Source organism: Lachnobacterium bovis DSM 14045 (assembly GCF_900107245.1).
Taxonomy (GTDB): Bacteria; Bacillota; Clostridia; order Lachnospirales; family Lachnospiraceae; genus Roseburia; species Roseburia bovis.
The window spans coordinates 240,902-261,224 of the sequence record NZ_FNPG01000004.1; the positions used below are offsets into that span (position 1 = coordinate 240,902).

Consider the following 20,323-nt stretch of genomic DNA (forward strand, 5'->3'; position numbering starts at 1 on the left):
TTCGCTCTAAAAAATATAATGACAACATACTACTTAAAAAATGTAAATCAATTTATTAACATTCTCTAAAAAGATAATTCTTATTTTTATCATCACTTATAGTAAATGTGATTTTTCTTTCATTTTCTTCATCATGAACTAAAAGCTTTATCTTTTTCTTGATTTCAATTTTTTCTTTTACACTTTTGATGTTTTCAATCATAGTAAAAATAGCCATAACATCATCATAATTGTTAATAGAATGATTAAATACAAAATCCCATCTATCGTATTCACTCTTCTTTAGAACACCTTTATTATTTGATTGAGAATTGGCCTCTTGGTTTTTTATTGTTAATTCTTTTTCAGATTTAGCTTCCTTTGATTCTTTAGTTTCTATGTCTTCAATTACACCTGAATGACTAGAATTTACATCTGAACTCTGAAAATCAAAAGAAACATCATCAAATTTTGTCTTTTTAGTCGAAAATGCCGACTTCTTGTTATATGACTGTATGCTCATCTTTTACCTCTATATTTATTCTTTTATCAATAGTATCCTCAATAGATTAGCATTTTTTTTCTAGTAAATCTATACAAAAAAACAACATTTTTTTGTAAAAAAGCAATATAAACTTGTGTTTTTTTTACATAGTAAAAATATAAAATATTTTTTTCTATGTCATATATTCATAATATATTTTACGTTTTTTCTATTTTTTACTTTATTTTAAGCTATAAATAAAGCCAAAAGCCTACATTTATCCATTTTATTTTTTGGGTAATTTTTCCTAAGCAATCATTAGATAATACAATCACTAGACAATAAAAATTACCAAACAAAAAACAACTCCACAGTTCAGCTTACTTGTTCTCAAAGCATCCTGATGCAGAGTTGTATTTTTGATTTATATTTTTAATTGTATAAGCGTTCTATATTTGTAGTATTGTTTTATATTTTATTTCATTACAATATTTACAATCTTACCTGGAACATAAATTTCTTTAATAATATTTCCAGTTAATTTATCTTTGATTTCATCTTTAGCTTTTGCTAAAACTTCATCTTTTGGATCCTGCTTATTAATAGAAATTGTTCCTTTTGTTTTACCATTAATTTGAACAGCAATTTCAACTACAGATTCAACTGTCTTAGCCTCTTCAAATGTTGGCCATGGCTGCTGATATAATCTCTCTCCATTACCAATCTTTGACCAGATTTCCTCTGTAATGTGAGGTGCAACTGGATTTAAGAGTGTAATAAAAGTAGAAAGTTCTGCTTTTGTAATTGATTTTTTCTTAGTAAAATCATTAAGAATTGTCATAAGCGCAGCAATACCTGTATTGAATTTAAGGTTTTCAAAATCAGATGAAACTTTCTTAATTGTCTGATGCATTTTTATTTCTAAATCTTTAGAATATACATCTTCATCTGTCATGATGTCCTGTAATTTCCATACACGCTCTAAGAATCTTCTGCATCCTTTAACACCGTCATCTGACCATGAAGCAGCTAAATCAAATGCACCAATGAACATTTCATATGTACGTAATGTATCTGCACCAAATTCTTCTACAATATCATCTGGATTAATTACATTACCACGTGATTTAGACATCTTCTCACCATTTTCACCAAGAATCATACCATGTGATGTACGTTTCTGATATGGTTCAGGAGTTGGTACAACATTCTTATCATATAAGAATTTATGCCAGAATCTTGAATATAATAAGTGAAGTGTTGTATGTTCCATACCACCATTATACCAATCAACTGGTAACCAATATTTTAATGCTTCTGGATCAGCTAAACATTCAGTATTATGTGGATCTGTATAACGTAAGAAATACCATGATGAACCAGCCCATTGTGGCATTGTATCTGTTTCACGTTTAGCAGGTCCTCCACAACATGGACATGTTGTATTAACCCAATCTGTCATTGCCGCAAGTGGAGACTCTCCATTGTCAGTAGGCATATAACTCTCTACTTCTGGTAATAATAATGGAAGGTCTTTCTCATCTAGAGGTACATATCCACATTTTTCACAATGTACAACAGGAATTGGTTCACCCCAATAACGTTGACGTGAGAATACCCAGTCACGTAACTTATAATTTACCTTTGCTTCACCAATTTTATGTTCATTTAAAAATTCAATCATTTTTTCTTTGGCATCTTTAACTGAAAGACCATTTAAGAAGTCAGAATTAATCATTACACCTGTTGCAACATCAGTAAATGCTTCTTTTTCTATATCAACAGCTTCACCATCTTTTGAAACAACCTGTACAATTGGTAAATTGAATTTCTTAGCAAAATCCCAGTCTCTTTGATCATGCGCAGGAACAGCCATAATAGCACCTGTACCATAGCTCATTAATACATAATCAGATACCCAGATTGGAATCTCTTTTCCACTTACAGGATTAACTGCAACTAAACCATCTACTGCGACACCCGTTTTATCTTTTGCAAGTTCAGCACGCTCAAAATCAGATTTTTTAGAAGCTTGCTCTCTATAAGCTTCGATTTCATCCCAATTTTTGATATCTGCTTTGTATTTATCTAAATATGGATGTTCTGGTGAAACTACCATATATGTTGCACCAAATAATGTATCACAACGTGTTGTGTAAATTCTTAATTTATCTTCTTTACCTTTGATTGAAAAATCAACTTCTGCTCCTTTTGAACGTCCGATCCAGTTTCTCTGTGAAGTCTTTACTCTTTCGATGTAATCAACGTCCTCTAAGCCTTGAATAAGTTTATCAGCATACTCTGTGATTTTAAGCATCCATTCACTTTTAACTTTTCTTACTACAGGTGTGCCACATCTTTCGCAAGCTCCACCTACAACTTCTTCGTTAGCTAAACCAACTTTACATGATGGGCACCAGTTAATTGGCATTTCTTTTTTGTATGCAAGACCTTCTTTGAATAATTTTAGAAAAATCCATTGTGTCCATTTATAATAATTTGGATCTGTTGTATCAATTTCACGATCCCAATCAAAAGAATAACCTAATGAATGTAATTGGTGTTTAAAATGCTTAATATTTTGTTCTGTAACAATTTTAGGATGAATTTTATTTTTAATAGCGTAGTTTTCAGTTGGTAAACCGAAAGCATCCCATCCCATTGGATATAAAACATTATATCCTTGCATTCTTCTCTTTCTAGCAACTATATCAAGTGCTGTATATGGTCTTGGATGACCCACATGAAGTCCCTGTCCTGATGGATAAGGGAATTCAACTAAAGCATAGTATTTAGGTTTAGAATAATCATTTGTAGCTGCAAATGCTTTCTCATCATCCCAAATATCTTGCCATTTTTTTTCTACAACCTTATGATTATATACTTCTGACATTTCTTCCTCCTTGATTTGTGTAAAAACACATATTAAAAAACGCCCCTTACATAATAATGTAAGAGGCGAAGTAATCTAATCTCCGTGGTACCACTCTAATTCATATCAAAAAGATATGCACTCAAATTCTTATAACGTAGAATACCCGCTTTCCCCTACTATTATTTCAAGGAAAGAGCTCCTAGGCGAGTTCAAAGTTAACAACTATTGTCTTGCACCAAACGACAACTCTCTTAAAAAATGTACCCTTCTACTATTCCTATTCAATGCTGTACCTATAAAATTAATAATCATTAATAATATTAAACATTTATTTAATTTTTGTCAAGAATTTTTTAGAAAAAACAAATATAAAACTTACACTTAATAATATACCTATCACTATTGTTCCTATTTTCAATATTTTCTTACTGAATTTAGGATTTACATACTTTGGAATCGTAGTAATTTTTAATGTTTTTTCAATAAATGACTGATGCGATTTACTTGAATCTTTTGATTCCCTTTCATTCTCATCTTTCTTATCTTTATCGCTGCTGTCATTTTCTTTGCTATTTATGCCATAGTTTTGTTTATTGTTCTCTTTGCTGCTATCCTTACCAAATTCAACACTATCTTTCGCTTTTGAAGAATTTGATTCGATATTTTTATTGTTTTCAGTTTTAGTTGTATTTTTACTATTCTTATTAGCTTTAGTGTTTTTTGAACCAATCCCTGTTTTTTTATATAAAGACGCAAATTTCTTTATATTAACTACACCATATCCATATTCAAAATCATATCCCGGAATGCCACAATCCGTTGATGTTTTTATAAGGTCTTGTCTAAACTGTTCATCAGTTATATCATGATTTTGAGATTTTGCTACTACTGCCATGGATGATACAATTGGTGCTGAAAATGATGTTCCCGATGAAATCTTACATTTAGATTTTCTACTCAAATCAAGAACAACAACATTATCACCTGGTGCTACAACGAATACGCTATCATTTTTTTGAGATGATGCTCTAACTGTATTGGTACTATCTACTGCTCCAACACCAATTACTTGAGGATAAGCTGCCGGATATTTATACGCCTTTGTACCATCATTTCCTGCCGCAGCAATAATAATAATGTTTTTACTTGCTGCATATTCAATGGCTTCTTTTAAATCTTTTTTATCGACATCCAATCCAATACTAATATTTATTACATCAGCTTTAGTATCAGCTGCATACCTAATAGCTTTTGCTATATCATCACTTCTATTTTTAGAGCCCTCAACTTTTAATTCCAGAATATTAGCTTCACTTAAAATTCCAGAAACACCTTTTTTATTATCACTTTTAGCTTGAATAATTCCTGTAACAGCTGTACCATGACCAATCTGGTCAGTTTCTATTTCTTTATTTCCTGTAAAATCAACCCTTTTTGTTATTTTTGAATAATCAATATCTTCACAACTTCCGACAAGTCCACTATCAATAATAGCAATTGTAGTACCCTTTCCTGTAAGTCTATTATCCCTAAAAGAACTCCATCCTATATATTTATAACTTTCATTTTGTAAACGAATATAGGTGTCTTTATCCTTAAAAGATTTATTATTGCTTTTATTAGCTGTTTTTACAGTTCTTGAATTATCTTTTTGTATAACATCAGCTTGCAATTGACTATTACTTTCCTGATTGCTTTGTTCATTACTGGTCTCAGGTTGATTTTTAGGTGTTACATTTAGCTTATCCGCATTTGTAACGAATTTTCTACTATAATCCCCCAAATTATTATACATTTCTTTTACTCTATTTTTATCTGCTTCATAAGTAGCACTATTCTGATTTAATTTTTCAATCTCATTTACAACTTTTTTTGCTGCAGACTGTGATAAAGCTTTTTTTGTTGCATTTTTTATACCATTTGAAGACAGTGTTGCTCCGGTAACACCGTCTACATTAACAGAATTTGCATTTATAATTCTTTCGTAGACAACTTTAGCACGGTTATAATAGCTTTTAGTTTCCTGTTGTGATACTTCTTCAAGCCTGCTTATTTTACCACCTTCAATAGTTAGCTTAACCTTAATATCTCCACCATAACCATTAGCCAAATCAACAAACTCCCCATCTTCATAAACAACATTTTTATCTTCTTTTTCTGCTACAGTTTCAGCTGCTTTATATTTATTAGTTGCTAAAACTAAAGCATCTACTTTTCCATTGTTCTTCCAAATTGGAGCACGCCTATTGCTTGGACCGGTAGATTCTCCTACAATAGTTATTCCGCCATCGGAAGTCTTAATAACATCATTTACATAATCTGCATTTTCTCCACCATAGTTTTTTGACCAACTCACAGCATTATTGCTATTATATTTAATAAATAGCATATCTGTAGCACCATTATTATCCCAAGTGAAGCCGTTTTCATTTGCATCACTCTCTAGAATTTTTCCGTCCTCGGAACCATACACTAAATAACCGCCATCATCTGTTGGTAAAATACCGTTAAGATTGATACTTCTACCAATTCCACCAACAATATTAGTTTTCAACAATTTACCACTGCTTGAATATCTAATAACTATAGAATCAACTACGCCTCTTGTAGTCCAGTTTTCCTCTGTAGTTGCATCATTTTTTGCAGTACCTATTACAAGATAACTTCCATCTTTTAAAACTTCAACATCACTAAAAGAACTTGTATGGTAATCAACTTTATCATTCGGTTTTTCTTTTAATTTACTTCCTACAGATTTGCTCCATAATTCTTTGCCATTTTTTCCATCAATTTTATATATCTGAGAATTATACAAATTTGCGGCCACTTGAAAATCTCCGACTGCAATTAAATCACCATTATTATCTTCTGCCACGCCAAAAAAATCAGCTTTTTTCAATTCTTTTAATCCAAGATTTTTCCCATAATTGAAGCATTTTGCAAATTGAATATTATTGTTATTATCACATTTAACAATAACAGCATCTCTCGATATAATGCTATTTCTTTCTCGAAACATTGAACTGTTTCTTTCTGCACTCCAACCAACTACAGCATAACCTCCATCTTTTGTCGCAACAACTTTTTCAAATGATGCACCTCCGAGTCCATCTGTCGTTATTTTTTTATAATCATCCGGATTACTAGGATTTATTCTCACAATAAAGCCTTTTGATTTACTTTTTCCAACTGCTATGATATCTCCCGATGTTGTAACTGCAACATCAAAAAAAATATCATTAAACTCAGTCCCATAGTTTTTTGTCCACTCTACATTATGATTTTTATCAAATTTCACAACTATTGGATCATCTATAACAGATTTTGCATTTCCATTATGATTCCAACTAGGGTTTTCACTTGCGCCTAAAGAATATCCTACAGCTACAAAACCTCCATCTTTTGTATTTGCAATACCCTTAAAAGAATCATCCTTATTTCCACCATAATTCATCGAAGATTGAAAAACTAGTGGAACAGATGCATTCTCAGCGGAAGCATAGATTTCTTTTATATAATCAAACACTAACACATTCATTATCAAAAGTAATAAACTGCCAAATAAAATGAATATTGCATAACTTCTACTTTTTGTTATTGTCTTTTGCTTAGAACAATCTATACAATTTTTTAGTAATTTTTTCATAAAAACTCCTTTTAAATTATTTTAACGAACAACATAACCAAACCTAAAATCAAGACTTTTATTACAATCAACCAGAATTCATTTCCTCTTATAGTTTTTATCTGTGCATGGTTGTTTTCTTTTGGACATATTGAAAAACACTTCAAACATTGAATACAATTTTCATCATAATCACCAGAATCATCATCTGGTAAATCTATTTGCATAGGGCACCTCTTACTACACGCACTACATCCATTAATACAATTCCCTTTATTTCTAAAAATATTAAAAATCGGTAAAACCGGTATTAATGAAAACACTGCTCCCATAGGACACAAAAATCTACAGAAAAATCTCTCAATAAATGCTGTCGCAATAAAAATACATATTAATATAATAATTGCTATTTTATTAGCATTTATACCAAACTCGCCTGCCCTTAAGCGTGCAAACATCTCCCATGGGCTAAAAGAAGATAGACTATTCCACCTTCCCTCGTAACATAGAATTAATATCCCAAATAAAATAAAATATTTTATATATTCAACAATTTTGGCAACTACTTTTACCCCTTGATTCGAAAAAAGGTTAATTCTATGTTTTATTAACTTTTGTGTTTTTTGACTTATTAAATAAATCCAATCGCTAACGCTTCCAAATGCACAAGCAAACCCACAAAAGAATCTGCCAAAAATACAGGTGTAAATCAAAAGTGCCAAAAGTCCTGTAACAAATGTCGTTAACTGTATTTTTTCTCCTAATCCTACTTGAATAAATACGTATTTTATTCCATTAAAAGCGACATTAAATGCACTTGGTGCTATGATAAAAAATAATATTTGTATAATAAATCTAATTATTTCTGTTTTATTCTTTTTTAAATTTCTTTTCAATTTATTGTTTAAATTGTTATTCAATCTTTCTTTAATCATACTTATAATGCGATTTAAAAAGCTTATTAAAAGCAATTAATACGCCAAATCCTTTCATTAATGATTTGAATAATACTTCTTTTTTGCATCTTTAACAGCTTCAATAATTCCTCTAGAACTATATGTCGCTCCACTGACAGCCGAAATATTATCTTCTATATTTTCTAATCTTTTCCCAACTATTTGCCTAGATATTGAAGAATCAGCCATTGTAAAATAGGAATCATCTTCCTTTGAATGCTCTAAAACATTCATCTTTTCTATGCTTAAATCAGACGTATTAATTAAAAGCTTAACTTTAATTGTTCCGCCAAAGCCTTTTCCTTCGCCAATGCATTCTTTTATAGAATTATTCCCTACATCTTTCTGATTTTTATAATAAACCGTTTTCTCTTTATTATTTATTCTCTTAGCACTTACTACTTCTATTTTAGTAACGTAGTCAATATGCCTATTATCAAATTTGTAATTAGCAGCATATAAAACAACTCCATAGCTTACTACTAATAAAGTCGCTTTTATTCCTTTTAAAACAATCTTTTTTTTCATAATACCCTACTCTTTCTTATTAGCTCTCCTTTGCCTGTTCTAAACACTTTTCAATCGCTTCAATAATAGAATTAGACGAAAATGTTGCGCGTGACACTTTATCGATATTTTCACGATTAACTTTATCAAGTGTATCTATTTCAGAAATCTGATCGGTAATACCTTTTTGCCCATCTGCACCATATGCTGCTTTATTAATAAACTTCAAATTTGCAGCAATATAGTCTCTTCCTGTTCCATAGATTTCAGAAATATCTGTTATTTTTCCATCTTTAATTTCAACTTTCACATGTAAATCATATTTTTTAAAGTGTCTACTGTTTCCTGGATCACATGCAACTATAGCTTCGTATACACCATCTTTATACTTAGGAACAGGTTGCTGCTCTATTGGTGCCTGTTGTACAGTTTGATTAGCATTATTCTTCTTCTTAATTGTTGCCGTTTTCAAAGCATTTTTTACTGCATTTATTATACCTTTTGAGCTATATGTAGCCCCGCTGACAACATCTACCTCAACGTTTTGTGATGACAAAATACTATTCAATACTGTCTTTGCTTTTCCAAAATAAGATTCATTATCAGCTTCATTTTGAATAATTCTAATTTTTTCAATTGCCTCTTGCTTTATAACAACTGCGACTGTAATATTACCTCCAAAACCTTTTGCTTTTCCAATGTATTCACCATCCTCATACGGAAATTTTCCTACATAATCTTTAGGTATCTCGACAGATGCAGTAGCATTTTTTTGACCTAAAACTGTTTCTTTATTATTTGCACTCTCCTTTTTGTTTTCATTAGAGTTGTTCTCTGCTGCTTCCACAGAATTAGGATCAACAGCCGCTTTAATCAAAGCATTACGAACTGCGTTTATTATGCCTTTCGAACTATATGTAGCCCCAGTAACTACATCTACTTTTGTATTCTGTGCAGAAATAATTGCATCTATCACTTTACTTTTTGCTTGACCAAAGAAACTAGGTGTATCGCTGTTCCTTAATACTTTAATTGAAGTAATCTTCGAATTCTTTATTTCTACTTCAACAGTAACTGTTCCTGAATATCCCTTAGCACTTCCCTGAAAAACACCATCTTTATACTTTGTATTAGCTTCTTGTGCAACTTCTTTAACCAACTCAAGATTTTCTCCTTTTTTAGAGGATTCAATTTTTTCATATTTTTTTTGATATTGTGTTTTCTCCCCTTTTGTAGTAGGACCTAGCCACACAAATATACCTAATAATAAAACAGGGCATATCTGTAAAATAATACGAATCTTCTTTTTCACTTTTACTCTCTCCTATTCTATTATCTCATAATTATTTTCAGAATTAAAATGAGACTCTAGATTTTTTGAAATATATATTTTTTTATCTGCTGTCTGCAAAATAAAATCAAACTTTTCTTTATTATTTCTCCACAATTGGAGTGTTTTATCTTTTCCCAAAATAAAACATGATGTAGAAAGTCCATCAGCTAATGTTCCATCGTCAGCAATGATAGTCATTGAAACTATTCCACTTTCTGCCGGTTTAGCAGTTGCTGGATCTATAATATGATGATAAATTTTATTATTTTTTTCAAAATATCTCTCATACGATCCTGAAGTTATAACTGCTTTGTCCTTTCCCTGATAAACGCCAAGATAATTCGTAGCTTTTTTTTCAGGATTGGCTATCCCAATTTTAAAAAGACTATTATCCGGTTTTTTACCATATATTTGTACATTTCCCCCAAGGCTGACCAAACCACTCTTTATATGATGCTTTTTAAAAATCTTCATAATCATTTTAGATGTATATCCTTTGGCAACCGCACCTAAATCTATTTTCATTGATTTATTATCAAGCCTTACTTCTGAGGTCTTTTCATTTATAAAGATTTTTTTATAAGATACATTTTTTTTAAGCTCTTCTAGTCTATTATCAGTTGGAATACAAAACTTTTTATTAATAAATCCCCATTCTTCAACTATTGGATAAACTGACAAATCAAGTTTTCCATCAGTTAGGTCACTTATTTTTTTTGCTTCCTTTAAAATCTCTATAACATCCTTGGAAGCTATAATTTTCTTGTCACAATTCAACTGATATATTTCACTTTCTGAGTTAGTTGTATTAAAAAGCGAATCTAATTGCAAAATTTTTTTCTTAGATTCCATAAGAGCAGCTTTAGCATTCGATCCATACGCATACAAAGTCATATATGTATCCATTGCATAAACCTCTATTGATTGTTTATCATCATTGTTGACCTTTTCTGTTTTTAAGCTATCATTTATTTTTTTAGGAATTCTATTACTTTCTATCTTGTTATAATATAGACAAATAATTAGAATTCCCGCAAACAATAATACTAAAACTAATAGTGTTCTTTTAAAATATACTTTCACATTTATAACCTCCGAAGTATTTATTTAATTAGTTTTATCATCCTATCATCATTTAGAAGAGACTAACTTTATGTATGATATCATATCTTTTTAACAATTGTCAATTATTTTTTAGCAACTATTATCAATCATCTATTTTATAGCATAAAAAAACAGAGCAAGTTGCATAAACCTGCTCTGTCTCCTATCTATATTATTTCAACCATATAGATAAATTTATACTATAATCACTTTTACTAGATTAGTTGTTGATTAATTTTGATCCGTCATCATTCCAACTATATAATTTACGAATTTCTTCACCTACAGTTTCTGTTGGGTGCTCAGCAGCTAATTTTCTCATAGCTTTGAAGTGTACCTGGCGTCCTGCTGGTGACATATCTAATAAGAATTCTTTAGCGAATGAACCATCTTGGATATCTGATAAGATCTGTTTCATAGCCTTCTTTGTCTCATCTGTTACAATCTTAGGACCTGTGATGTAATCACCGTATTCAGCTGTATTTGAGATTGAATATCTCATTCCTGCAAATCCTGATTGGTAGATTAAATCTACGATTAATTTCATTTCGTGTACACATTCGAAGTATGCATTTCTTGGATCATATCCAGCTTCTACAAGTGTTTCGAAACCAGCCTGCATTAATGCACAAACACCACCACAAAGTACTGCCTGCTCACCAAATAAATCAGTTTCTGTTTCTGTTCTGAATGTTGTCTCTAATAAACCAGCTCTTGCGCCACCGATTCCAGCACCATAAGCTAATGCTAAATCTAAAGCTTTACCTGTAGCATCCTGATATACAGCTACTAAACAAGGTGTTCCTTTTCCTTCTAAGTACTCAGAACGAACTGTGTGACCTGGTGCTTTAGGTGCTATCATTGTTACATCAACATCTTTTGGTGGTTCGATACAACCAAAGTGAATATTGAAACCATGAGCAAACATTAACATATTACCTGGCTCAAGATTTGGCTCGATATCTTTTTTATACATATCAGCTTGTTTTTCATCGTTGATAAGAATCATGATGATATCAGCTAATTTAGCTGCTTCTGCTGTGTTATATACTGTTAATCCTTGTGCTTCTGCTTTAGCTTTTGATTTAGATCCTTCATATAAACCAACAATTACATCACAACCAGATTCTTTAAGGTTAAGTGCATGTGCATGACCCTGACTACCATAACCAATAACGGCTATTTTCTTACCCTCTAGTAGTGATACATTACAATCTTCTTCATAAAACATTCTTGCTTCTGACATTTTCATATTCCTCCTAATATTTAATTCCTAATCCAAAAAAACAACATCTCCAGAACCTCTAGTAAGACCTGTTATACCAGTTCTTGCAAGTTCTAATATTTCATATCCTTCTAGTAAATCTAAGAAAGCACTTAACTTTCTTTTCTTGCCTGTTAATTCAATAATCATTGAATCTAAGGTAACATCTACTATTTTTCCTTGAAAAACATTTGTAATACTGATCAAATTTTGTCTCTGCTCCGCTGTCACTCGAACTTTGATTAAAACAAGTTCCCTTGTAACAGATGAAGATGGTTTCAAAATCTTAATATCAAGTACATCTTCAAGCTTCGCAAGCTGTTTTTCAATTTGTTCTAATATTGGCTCCTCACCACTTGCAACAATCGTTATCCTAGTATATCTAGGATCGGCTGTTACTCCAGATGAAAAACTATCAATATTATATCCTCTTCTACTAAACAACCCTGAGATTCTACTTGTTACTCCTGGATTATTTTCAACTAAAAGTGATAATACTTGTTTTCTCATATAAAACAACCTTCCATTTTTATTATTCACTCACACAAACAAATCATAGACCTATAACTTTAATTTGTCAATAGGTTAAACTGTTATAATTTAAAGTAATAGTAAAATTTTTTTACAATTATAACGCTGAGTAATACTTACTATAAATATAATTTATATTTTTGAGATATTGTCTAACTATTATGATTATTATATATTATTTTCTAACTTTCAAAAATATTATTTTACTAAATTTTGTTCCATATTTTCTATATTTTTTTAAAAAAACAAGGTAAATTCATAAAAAATCTACCTTGAAAAATCATTATTCTTTATTTATTTTTTATTTATATTTTTACTATTTTACATGTTTAGTTAATTTTATCATTTTTATTTAGTTGCAAATTCATTATAAATTGCCACCTGATCATAAATACATCTCCACGAACTATTTGAACCAGCCGTTACACAAATATATTTATGTTTTTTATCTTTACTTTCAAAATAACTTGCAGCACATGAACCTGATTGATTTACAAATCCTGTTTTTGCGCAAATTACAGTTCCTGGCATTTTCTTATCTTCTATTCTTCTTAAAAACCAGTTTGATATAATACAGCCATCAGGATGCTGTGGAGTCTTTGAAGTTGTATATGTATGTGTTGATATGATTTTCTTGCAAAACTTATTATTTAAAGCATTATTAAGAATTATTGCCATATCATACATACTACACTTGTGATTATCATCATATAAGCCAATACAGTTTGTAAAATGAGCAGTTTTAGATAAACCCATTTCATCGAGTTTCTTGTTCATTAATTTCACAAAATTTTCATGTGATCCAGCAACATATTTTGCCAATGCTAATGCTGCATCAGCTCCGGACGGTAATATTGTTCCATATAAAGCATCTTTAACTGTTATCTGTTCTCCTTCAACAAATCCTACTGTACTACAACCATGAGCATAGACAAAGTCAATCATATCTCTAGTAATTGTTATTTTGTCATCTAGATTTTTTACTTTTTCACAAGCAACTAAAACAGTTAAAATTTTAGTCATTGATGCCGGACACATAACCTGCTTATCATTTTTTTTAGCAACAATTGTATTAGTGTTTAAATCAACTACAATTCCATTAGTACTTATAACCTCTGGATTTGTAATATCTTTTGTATTTTTAGTTTCTTTGTATTCAATTTTATTTACTTTTTTATTTGTTTTATTTTGTTTTTTAGTTAAATGACTAGCTGTTTCTGTTTTTCCATTTGCACTTGATTTTGATTTATTAAAGAAAAATACTGTTCCGCAAACAACTGCAAAACATAAAACAGACGCAACCAAAACTACAAAAATCTTTTTCACTTTATTACCCTCTTCTACAATAAGTGTGCTCTTAATTCGTCTCCTGACATATTGCATAAATATGATGGAGCAATATCTAATACGGTCTTACATCCAAATGAACCCTCATTTGCTAATCTATGTGCCGCTCTTGCATAAGCGACTAATACACTTGTTGTAAATTCAGGATTTGAATCAAGTTTAAGACTATACTCTATAATATGTTTATTTTCGTGGTTTAAACCAGTACTTCCTGAACGGAATACAACACCTCCATGAGCCATTCCACTATGATTTTTTAATAATTCTTCCTCTGAAATAAAATGAACTGTTGTATTATATTCATCAAAATAATTAGGCATTGTTTTAATTTCATTTTCAACAAATTTTGCATCTGCACCTTCTTCTAATACAACAAAACATTCTCTAGTATGTTTTTGACGTGTTGTAAGTTCTGGGTTTTTACCACTTCTTACAGCTTCTAAAGCATCCTCTACAGGAATTGTATATTGTTTAGCATTTTTAACACCTTTAATACGTCTAATAGCATCTGAATGTCCCTGACTTACTCCTTTGCCCCAGAAAGTATAATCTTTACCATTTGGTAAAATAGCATTAGCATAAACTCTATTAAGCGAAAACATTCCTGGATCCCAACCTACAGAAATAATTGCCACTTTATTGTTATCTTTTGCTGATTTATCTACATTTGCGAAATGTTCTGGTATTCTAGCGTGTGTATCAAAGCTATCAATAACATTAAACATTTGAGCAAATTTTGGAGTTTGAACTGGCAAATCAGTTGCGCTTCCACCACATAAAATCATAACATCAATTTTATCTTTCCATTCCTCCACATCATCAACTTTTAATACAGGAACATCTTTAGAAATGATACTTACATTCTGTGGATCCCTTCTAGTAAAAACTGCTACTAATTCCATGTCATCAGCTTCTTTGGTAGCAATTTCAACTCCTCTTCCTAAATTTCCGTATCCTACAATACCTATTCGAGTCATTTTATAATCTCCTTTTCTAAATATTTGTGTAGAAACACTCACTAGATATCATAGGAATAAATCAGCTAAATTGTCAAGTAGTTTTTGTCGATACAAATAAAGATTAAATGTAACTATTATGATTATTCTATTGCGAGGAAACAAGTATATGATGAAAACTTTTTCAGATAGTAACTCAGAATCATTAATCACAACTTATCAAAAAGATAATATGCTTTCAAAACTTTTTGAAGTTTTTTCTATAACAGCTGAGGGAAGCTATGTTTATTTATGCAATATTAAAGAAGATTTTTCAAGGTGGTCTAAAGATGCTGTAGATTTTTTTGGCTTACCTAATGAGTATATGTACAATGCTGGTTCTATTTGGGAAAAACATATTCATCCGAACGATCGAAAAAAATATCACCAGGAAATTGACTCCATTTTTAATGGTACTTCACGAAATCATAACATGAAATATCGTGCAAAAAACAAAGACGGATTATATGTTTTATGTAGCTGTCGTGGTATTGTTTTTAATGATGAAAATAATGAGCCAGCGTATTTTGCTGGAACTATAACAAATTATAGCTATAAAAGCAATATAGATTCTATTACAAGTTTAAACAATTTGTATTGTTTTTTTGATAATTTCAGAAATTCTTCGCTGTATGGATACACAGTAAGTTTATTTGGAATTAGCAATTTTGCTGATTTAAATAATATTTATGGCTATGATGTTGGTAATCAAATATTAAGAACTTTTTCAGAATATATTGAAAAAATATTTAATAATATTGACCACATATACAGAATGGAAGGAACTAAATTTATTGTTTTATCAAAAGATCATACCATACAGGACATAACTGATATTTATGAAAAAATGCAAGTTACTCTTCGCAACGGTATATATGTTGGTAAACTCAAACTTCCTTTGTTTATAGGTGGAAGTTGTTTATACGTAAGTTCGAAAACTGTTGGTGCACACACCGTTTATACTTGTTTGAAAGATTCATATCATGAATCAATTCACTTAAGACAAGGCGATTTTGTAATTTTTAAGGATGATTTAAATTCCAACATTAATGAGCGTCTTGAGCAGCTCAATACTATTCGCAACAGTATTGCAGATAATTTTAAAGGTTTTTTTCTTTGTTATCAGCCAATTGTAGATTCAAAAACAACAAAATTAACTGGTGTAGAAGCATTAATTCGTTGGAAAAACGATACATACGGACTCGTTCCACCTAATAACTTTATTCCTATACTTGAAAAGGATTCATCTTTTTCGCAATTAGGTGATTGGATTTTAAAAACAGCAATGTCAGATATGCAACCCCTTCTTTTAGATTATCCTGATTTAGAGGTAAATATAAACCTATCTTATACTCAACTTGAAAAAAATGATTTTGTTGAAAATATAGAAAAAATAATATCGCAAACTAACTTTCCTAAAAAAAATCTATGTCTCGAAATAACTGAAAGATGTCGTTTACTTGACACTGATTTATTAAGGAATTTTACCGAAGTTTTAAGCAAGCAAAATATTAAATTTGCCCTTGATGATTTTGGAACAGGTTTTTCGTCTTTTAATGTTTTAAAAAATATAAAAATAGATATTATAAAAATCGACCGTGATTTTGTAAAAAACATTTTAACTTCAAAATCTGATAAAATCATAGTCAATTCAATTTCTAAGCTTTGTAAGGAATTTGAGTTTGACTTATGTATCGAAGGTATTGAAACACCCGAAATAATGGATTTTTTGAGAAAAATATATGTCACAAATTTTCAAGGCTATCTTTTTTCAAAGCCTCTCACAAAAGAAGAGTTTTATAAGAAATATTCAGTCTAAAAACACCACCTAGATAATTCAATTATCTAGGCGATGTTTTTTATCTACATATTTTTATAACTCCTCTTTTTTATTAACTCTTATTATATCTTCATTTTTAATGACGCTTTACATCACAAAATATTTAAGTTACTACAAGATAGTATCATCTAACTGGCAACCACACTTCACCTGAATTAGCCTCAAGATTAACATTTAATCTGCCATTATCTGCATTGATTTCGCTTCCAGACAGAACACCTTTATATTTTACAAAACCATCTGATGGAACATTTAAACAAGCTGGGTTATCATCATTGTTTAAAGTTATAACTACGTTATCATAAATTCTTTCTTCTTCCGGTTTACCATCATAATACATGCTATCTGGATTAAATGTTCTTGCATATGCATATTGTCTATTAGTCAACAATAATTCTCTATATATGCCATAATTAAGGGCCTTAGACTCTTTTCTTGCCTCGCCTAGCATCTTAATGCTTTTCGTTAAAACATTATTATCCATATAATCCTTAAAATCTTCTAGGTTTAATACAGGTCTTAAGCTATCATCTGAACCACGCTCTTTTTTGCCTTCTATTCCAAACTCTGACCCATAATAAATTGATGGTACTCCAGGCAACGTATATAAAAGAATATGTACCAAAACCAAATGTGCTTTATTATTTAATTTATTATAAATTCTCTCAACATCATGATTATCCACAAAATTATATAATCTGAGTCTTAATGGATTATTCTGCGACATATCATTTAAACGTTTTTGAGTATGCGCAATTTCAAAATAGTTATGATCATTATGTCCTGAATATAATGCTTTGTGCATAACATAATTTGTTACAGCATGCAATGTATCATTATTAACCCATCTTGTATAATCGCCATGAATAACCTCACCCATTAACCAAAAGTCTTCTTTTATTTCATTAGCAAGATTTCTCAAACATTTCATAAATTCAAAATCTAAAACATCTGCTGCATCTAATCTAATTCCATCAATATCAAACTCCTTAACCCAAAATCTAATCACATCACAAATATAATCTCGAACTTCTGGATTCCATTGATTTAACTTAACTAATAAATTATAGCCTCCCCAATTGTCATAAGAAAAACCATCATTATATTCATTATTTCCCCAAAAATTCACATTACAATACCAATCTTTGTATCTTGAGTTTTCTCTATTTTCTTTTAAATCTTTAAAAGCAAAGAAATCTCTTCCGGTATGATTGAATACTCCATCAAAAACAACTTTTATATCATTGTCGTGACATTTCTTCACAAACGCCTTTAAATCATCATTATCACCTAGCCTTGAATCTAATTTTTTATAATCTGTTGTTTCATATCCATGTCCTACAGATTCAAACAAAGGACCAATATAGATTCCATTACATCCAAGGTTTTTAATATGATTAATCCATGGATCCAGTTTTTTTAGATTATGTTCTACTCCATCATATTTGTTTTCTTTTGGAGCTCCACACAAACCAAGTGGATAAATGTGATAAAAATTTGTTTCATCATACCAAGCCATTATTTATACCTCCTTAAAAAAAGAGCTCTAGAAACCTAACTACAACACAAATAATCATTCTATGATACTATGTCTGTTAAATTTCTAGAGCTAGTCAACATGAAGTAATTGTTAAATTACTAATTACTCTTCTCTAAAGTTGTGATATACTTCCTGTACATCATCTGATTCATCTAATAAATCAAAAATTCTTTGAATATTGTTTAAATCAGCTTCATCCGTTAATGTAACATATGTCTGTGGAATCATTGTTACTTCTGCTGAAGCCATCTTTACACCTGCTTCTTTTAATGCATTATTAACCGCATCAAAATCTGCTGGAGCAGTTGTAATTTCAAAGCTATCTTCTTCTTCGCTAAAATCTTCTGCACCTGCATCTAACGCCTGCATCATTAAATCATCCGCATCCATATCGCATTCTTCTTTATCAATTAAAATCTGACCTTTCTCGTCAAACATATAAGATACGCATCCCTGTGTTCCAACACTTCCTTGGCCTTTTGTGAAAGCATTACGAACATCAGCAGCTGTACGATTCTTATTATCTGTTAAACATTTTACAATAATAGCTGTACCACTTGGGCCGTAGCCTTCATATGTACAATATTCGTAATTAGCTGAATTGGCATCTCCTGAAGCCTTTTTAATACCTCTTTCAATTGTATCGTTAGGCATATTATTAGCCTTAGCTTTTTGGATAATCTGAGCTAATTTATAGTTGTTATTTGGGTCTGGACCACCCTCTTTAACTGCAACAGCAATTTCTCTACCAATAATTGTAAAAATCTTTCCTTTTGCAGCATCATTTTTTTCTTTTTTATGTTTGATATTAGCAAACTTAGAATGTCCTGACATTATATTTCCTCTTTTCTACCTATTTTTTCCTAGCTAAAATTAATACCTAAGAGTATCACTATGATGTCTGAGCATATTATATGCTAGGCAGTCTCTAATATGTAATTTTATCATTATTTTTAATATCTTGCAACAAACAATTACGCGACATTAGAGTTTTTCGTAACCGTAACCTTCCTGATTGTTTTATCTTTGATTAAATTTACGCAAAATCTATATCCATAGGCATCAACCGTAAATTTTTCACCATCATTAGGAATTTTATCAATTAACGACACTAGCATTCCGTTTAATGTATCAAATCCAATCTCCTCTAATGGAAGATTCAAAATACCACTCAACTCTTCTATCGGTGTCATACCATCAATCAAATAAGAATCCTTTGAAATCCTTTCAATATGACATTCTTCTAAATCATGTTCATCTTCAATATTTCCAACAATTTCTTCTAAAATATCTTCCATCGCTACGATACCAGATGTCTGCCCATATTCATCGACAACAACAACCATATGTATCTTTTCTAGCTGCATTTTTCTAAATAATACATTGATTTTTCTTGTTTCAGGAATAAATTTCACATCACTTACAAGATTAGGAATATCCTTAAGAGATGATCTAAATACTTCATTCCTATGATAAAAATCCAACGCTTCTTTTATATGCAAAACGCCAATAATATTATCTATATCATCAATATAAACCGGAAATCTTGATTTAGAAGTCTTGCTCATAATATCTACTGCATCACAAAATGACATCTCCGCATCTAATGCAATAATATTAGCTCTATGTGTCATTATGTCTTTTGCTTCTTTTTCATCAAATTCCAAAATATTATTAATCATTTCTGCTTCTTGTTCATGTAAAACACCCTGTTCATGACCTTCATTAACCATAGATAATATTTCTTGCTCTGTTACATCATTATCTAAAGAAAAATGACTTTCTTTTATTTTCTGAATTTTTTTCTTAATCTCTTCTTTCATCAAAAGAACTAACGCAATCAATACAAATACAAGTATTACAATTACTATCCCCATCGCTATAATAATGGGACTCCCGCCATCATCCATTTAATTTCCACCTTTTTCTATAAATCTAAATTA

The 20,323-nt window shown here is 30.5% G+C and carries 15 protein-coding genes and 1 other annotated feature; of the genes, 1 reads left to right on the forward strand and 14 read right to left on the reverse strand.

Going from position 1 to position 20,323, the window contains the following annotated elements:
- Positions 1 to 55 precede the first annotated feature (55 nt).
- From BLV79_RS01080 to BLV79_RS01130, 11 genes are all read right to left on the reverse strand, one after another.
- On the reverse strand, positions 56 to 502 hold the full coding sequence (locus BLV79_RS01080) for a hypothetical protein (protein ID WP_074715265.1): 447 nt from the start codon (positions 500 to 502) through the stop codon (positions 56 to 58).
- A gap of 436 nt (positions 503 to 938) precedes the next feature.
- Positions 939 to 3,356 (reverse strand): leucine--tRNA ligase, encoded by a 2,418-nt coding sequence (gene leuS / locus BLV79_RS01085; protein ID WP_074715267.1) that lies wholly within the window; start codon positions 3,354 to 3,356, stop codon positions 939 to 941.
- A 58-nt stretch (positions 3,357 to 3,414) separates the two neighbouring features.
- Positions 3,415 to 3,632, reverse strand: a binding site (T-box leader).
- A gap of 34 nt (positions 3,633 to 3,666) precedes the next feature.
- The gene (locus tag BLV79_RS01090; protein WP_074715270.1) at positions 3,667 to 6,984 is read right to left on the reverse strand and encodes a S8 family serine peptidase; all 3,318 of its coding nucleotides are present in this window, start codon (positions 6,982 to 6,984) and stop codon (positions 3,667 to 3,669) included.
- An 11-nt stretch (positions 6,985 to 6,995) separates the two neighbouring features.
- Complete coding sequence (locus BLV79_RS01095; RefSeq protein WP_159429308.1) at positions 6,996 to 7,859, reverse strand: 4Fe-4S binding protein; 864 nt, start codon at positions 7,857 to 7,859, stop codon at positions 6,996 to 6,998.
- Between the two features lie 96 nt (positions 7,860 to 7,955).
- Positions 7,956 to 8,447: an FMN-binding protein gene (locus tag BLV79_RS01100; protein ID WP_074715276.1), complete on the reverse strand. Its 492-nt coding sequence runs from the start codon at positions 8,445 to 8,447 to the stop codon at positions 7,956 to 7,958.
- Between the two features lie 19 nt (positions 8,448 to 8,466).
- Complete coding sequence (locus tag BLV79_RS01105; protein WP_074715279.1) at positions 8,467 to 9,738, reverse strand: FMN-binding protein; 1,272 nt, start codon at positions 9,736 to 9,738, stop codon at positions 8,467 to 8,469.
- Between the two features lie 12 nt (positions 9,739 to 9,750).
- Entirely contained in the window at positions 9,751 to 10,842 is a 1,092-nt protein-coding gene (locus BLV79_RS01110; RefSeq protein WP_074715282.1) for an FAD:protein FMN transferase, read from the reverse strand.
- 241 nt (positions 10,843 to 11,083) lie between these two features.
- Entirely contained in the window at positions 11,084 to 12,109 is a 1,026-nt protein-coding gene (gene ilvC / locus BLV79_RS01115; protein WP_074715284.1) for a ketol-acid reductoisomerase, read from the reverse strand.
- A 27-nt stretch (positions 12,110 to 12,136) separates the two neighbouring features.
- A complete protein-coding gene (gene ilvN / locus BLV79_RS01120; RefSeq protein ID WP_074715287.1) occupies positions 12,137 to 12,637 on the reverse strand; it encodes an acetolactate synthase small subunit in 501 nt (166 codons plus the stop codon).
- A gap of 369 nt (positions 12,638 to 13,006) precedes the next feature.
- Positions 13,007 to 13,984 (reverse strand): D-alanyl-D-alanine carboxypeptidase family protein, encoded by a 978-nt coding sequence (locus BLV79_RS01125; RefSeq protein WP_074715291.1) that lies wholly within the window; start codon positions 13,982 to 13,984, stop codon positions 13,007 to 13,009.
- Positions 13,985 to 13,998: 14 nt separating this feature from the next.
- A complete protein-coding gene (locus tag BLV79_RS01130; RefSeq protein WP_074715293.1) occupies positions 13,999 to 14,982 on the reverse strand; it encodes a diaminopimelate dehydrogenase in 984 nt (327 codons plus the stop codon).
- Positions 14,983 to 15,130: 148 nt separating this feature from the next.
- Between BLV79_RS01130 and BLV79_RS01135 the strand changes: the two genes are divergently transcribed.
- Positions 15,131 to 16,819 carry an EAL domain-containing protein gene (locus tag BLV79_RS01135; protein WP_074715296.1) on the forward strand — a complete coding sequence of 563 codons (1,689 nt, stop codon included), beginning with the start codon at positions 15,131 to 15,133 and terminating at the stop codon, positions 16,817 to 16,819.
- Between the two features lie 145 nt (positions 16,820 to 16,964).
- Here the strand turns inward: BLV79_RS01135 and BLV79_RS01140 are convergent, their stop codons facing one another.
- From BLV79_RS01140 to BLV79_RS01150, 3 genes are all read right to left on the reverse strand, one after another.
- Complete coding sequence (locus BLV79_RS01140; RefSeq protein ID WP_074715299.1) at positions 16,965 to 18,359, reverse strand: alpha-amylase family glycosyl hydrolase; 1,395 nt, start codon at positions 18,357 to 18,359, stop codon at positions 16,965 to 16,967.
- A 123-nt stretch (positions 18,360 to 18,482) separates the two neighbouring features.
- On the reverse strand, positions 18,483 to 19,214 hold the full coding sequence (locus BLV79_RS01145) for a YebC/PmpR family DNA-binding transcriptional regulator (RefSeq protein ID WP_074715302.1): 732 nt from the start codon (positions 19,212 to 19,214) through the stop codon (positions 18,483 to 18,485).
- Between the two features lie 140 nt (positions 19,215 to 19,354).
- Positions 19,355 to 20,290: a hemolysin family protein gene (locus tag BLV79_RS01150; protein WP_074715305.1), complete on the reverse strand. Its 936-nt coding sequence runs from the start codon at positions 20,288 to 20,290 to the stop codon at positions 19,355 to 19,357.
- Positions 20,291 to 20,323 lie beyond the last annotated feature (33 nt).

Excerpts from the sequence above, each read along its gene's own strand:
- BLV79_RS01130 (WP_074715293.1), bottom strand. The coding sequence starts at position 14,982 with ATGACTCGAATAGGTATTGTAGGATACGGAAATTTAGGAAGAGGAGTT.
- leuS (WP_074715267.1), bottom strand. The coding sequence starts at position 3,356 with ATGTCAGAAGTATATAATCATAAGGTTGTAGAAAAAAAATGGCAAGAT.
- BLV79_RS01135 (WP_074715296.1), top strand. The coding sequence starts at position 15,131 with ATGATGAAAACTTTTTCAGATAGTAACTCAGAATCATTAATCACAACT.
- BLV79_RS01150 (WP_074715305.1), bottom strand. The coding sequence starts at position 20,290 with ATGGATGATGGCGGGAGTCCCATTATTATAGCGATGGGGATAGTAATT.
- ilvN (WP_074715287.1), bottom strand. The coding sequence starts at position 12,637 with ATGAGAAAACAAGTATTATCACTTTTAGTTGAAAATAATCCAGGAGTA.
- BLV79_RS01090 (WP_074715270.1), bottom strand. The coding sequence starts at position 6,984 with ATGAAAAAATTACTAAAAAATTGTATAGATTGTTCTAAGCAAAAGACA.
- BLV79_RS01145 (WP_074715302.1), bottom strand. The coding sequence starts at position 19,214 with ATGTCAGGACATTCTAAGTTTGCTAATATCAAACATAAAAAAGAAAAA.
- BLV79_RS01140 (WP_074715299.1), bottom strand. The coding sequence starts at position 18,359 with ATGGCTTGGTATGATGAAACAAATTTTTATCACATTTATCCACTTGGT.
- BLV79_RS01100 (WP_074715276.1), bottom strand. The coding sequence starts at position 8,447 with ATGAAAAAAAAGATTGTTTTAAAAGGAATAAAAGCGACTTTATTAGTA.
- ilvC (WP_074715284.1), bottom strand. The coding sequence starts at position 12,109 with ATGTCAGAAGCAAGAATGTTTTATGAAGAAGATTGTAATGTATCACTA.
- BLV79_RS01080 (WP_074715265.1), bottom strand. The coding sequence starts at position 502 with ATGAGCATACAGTCATATAACAAGAAGTCGGCATTTTCGACTAAAAAG.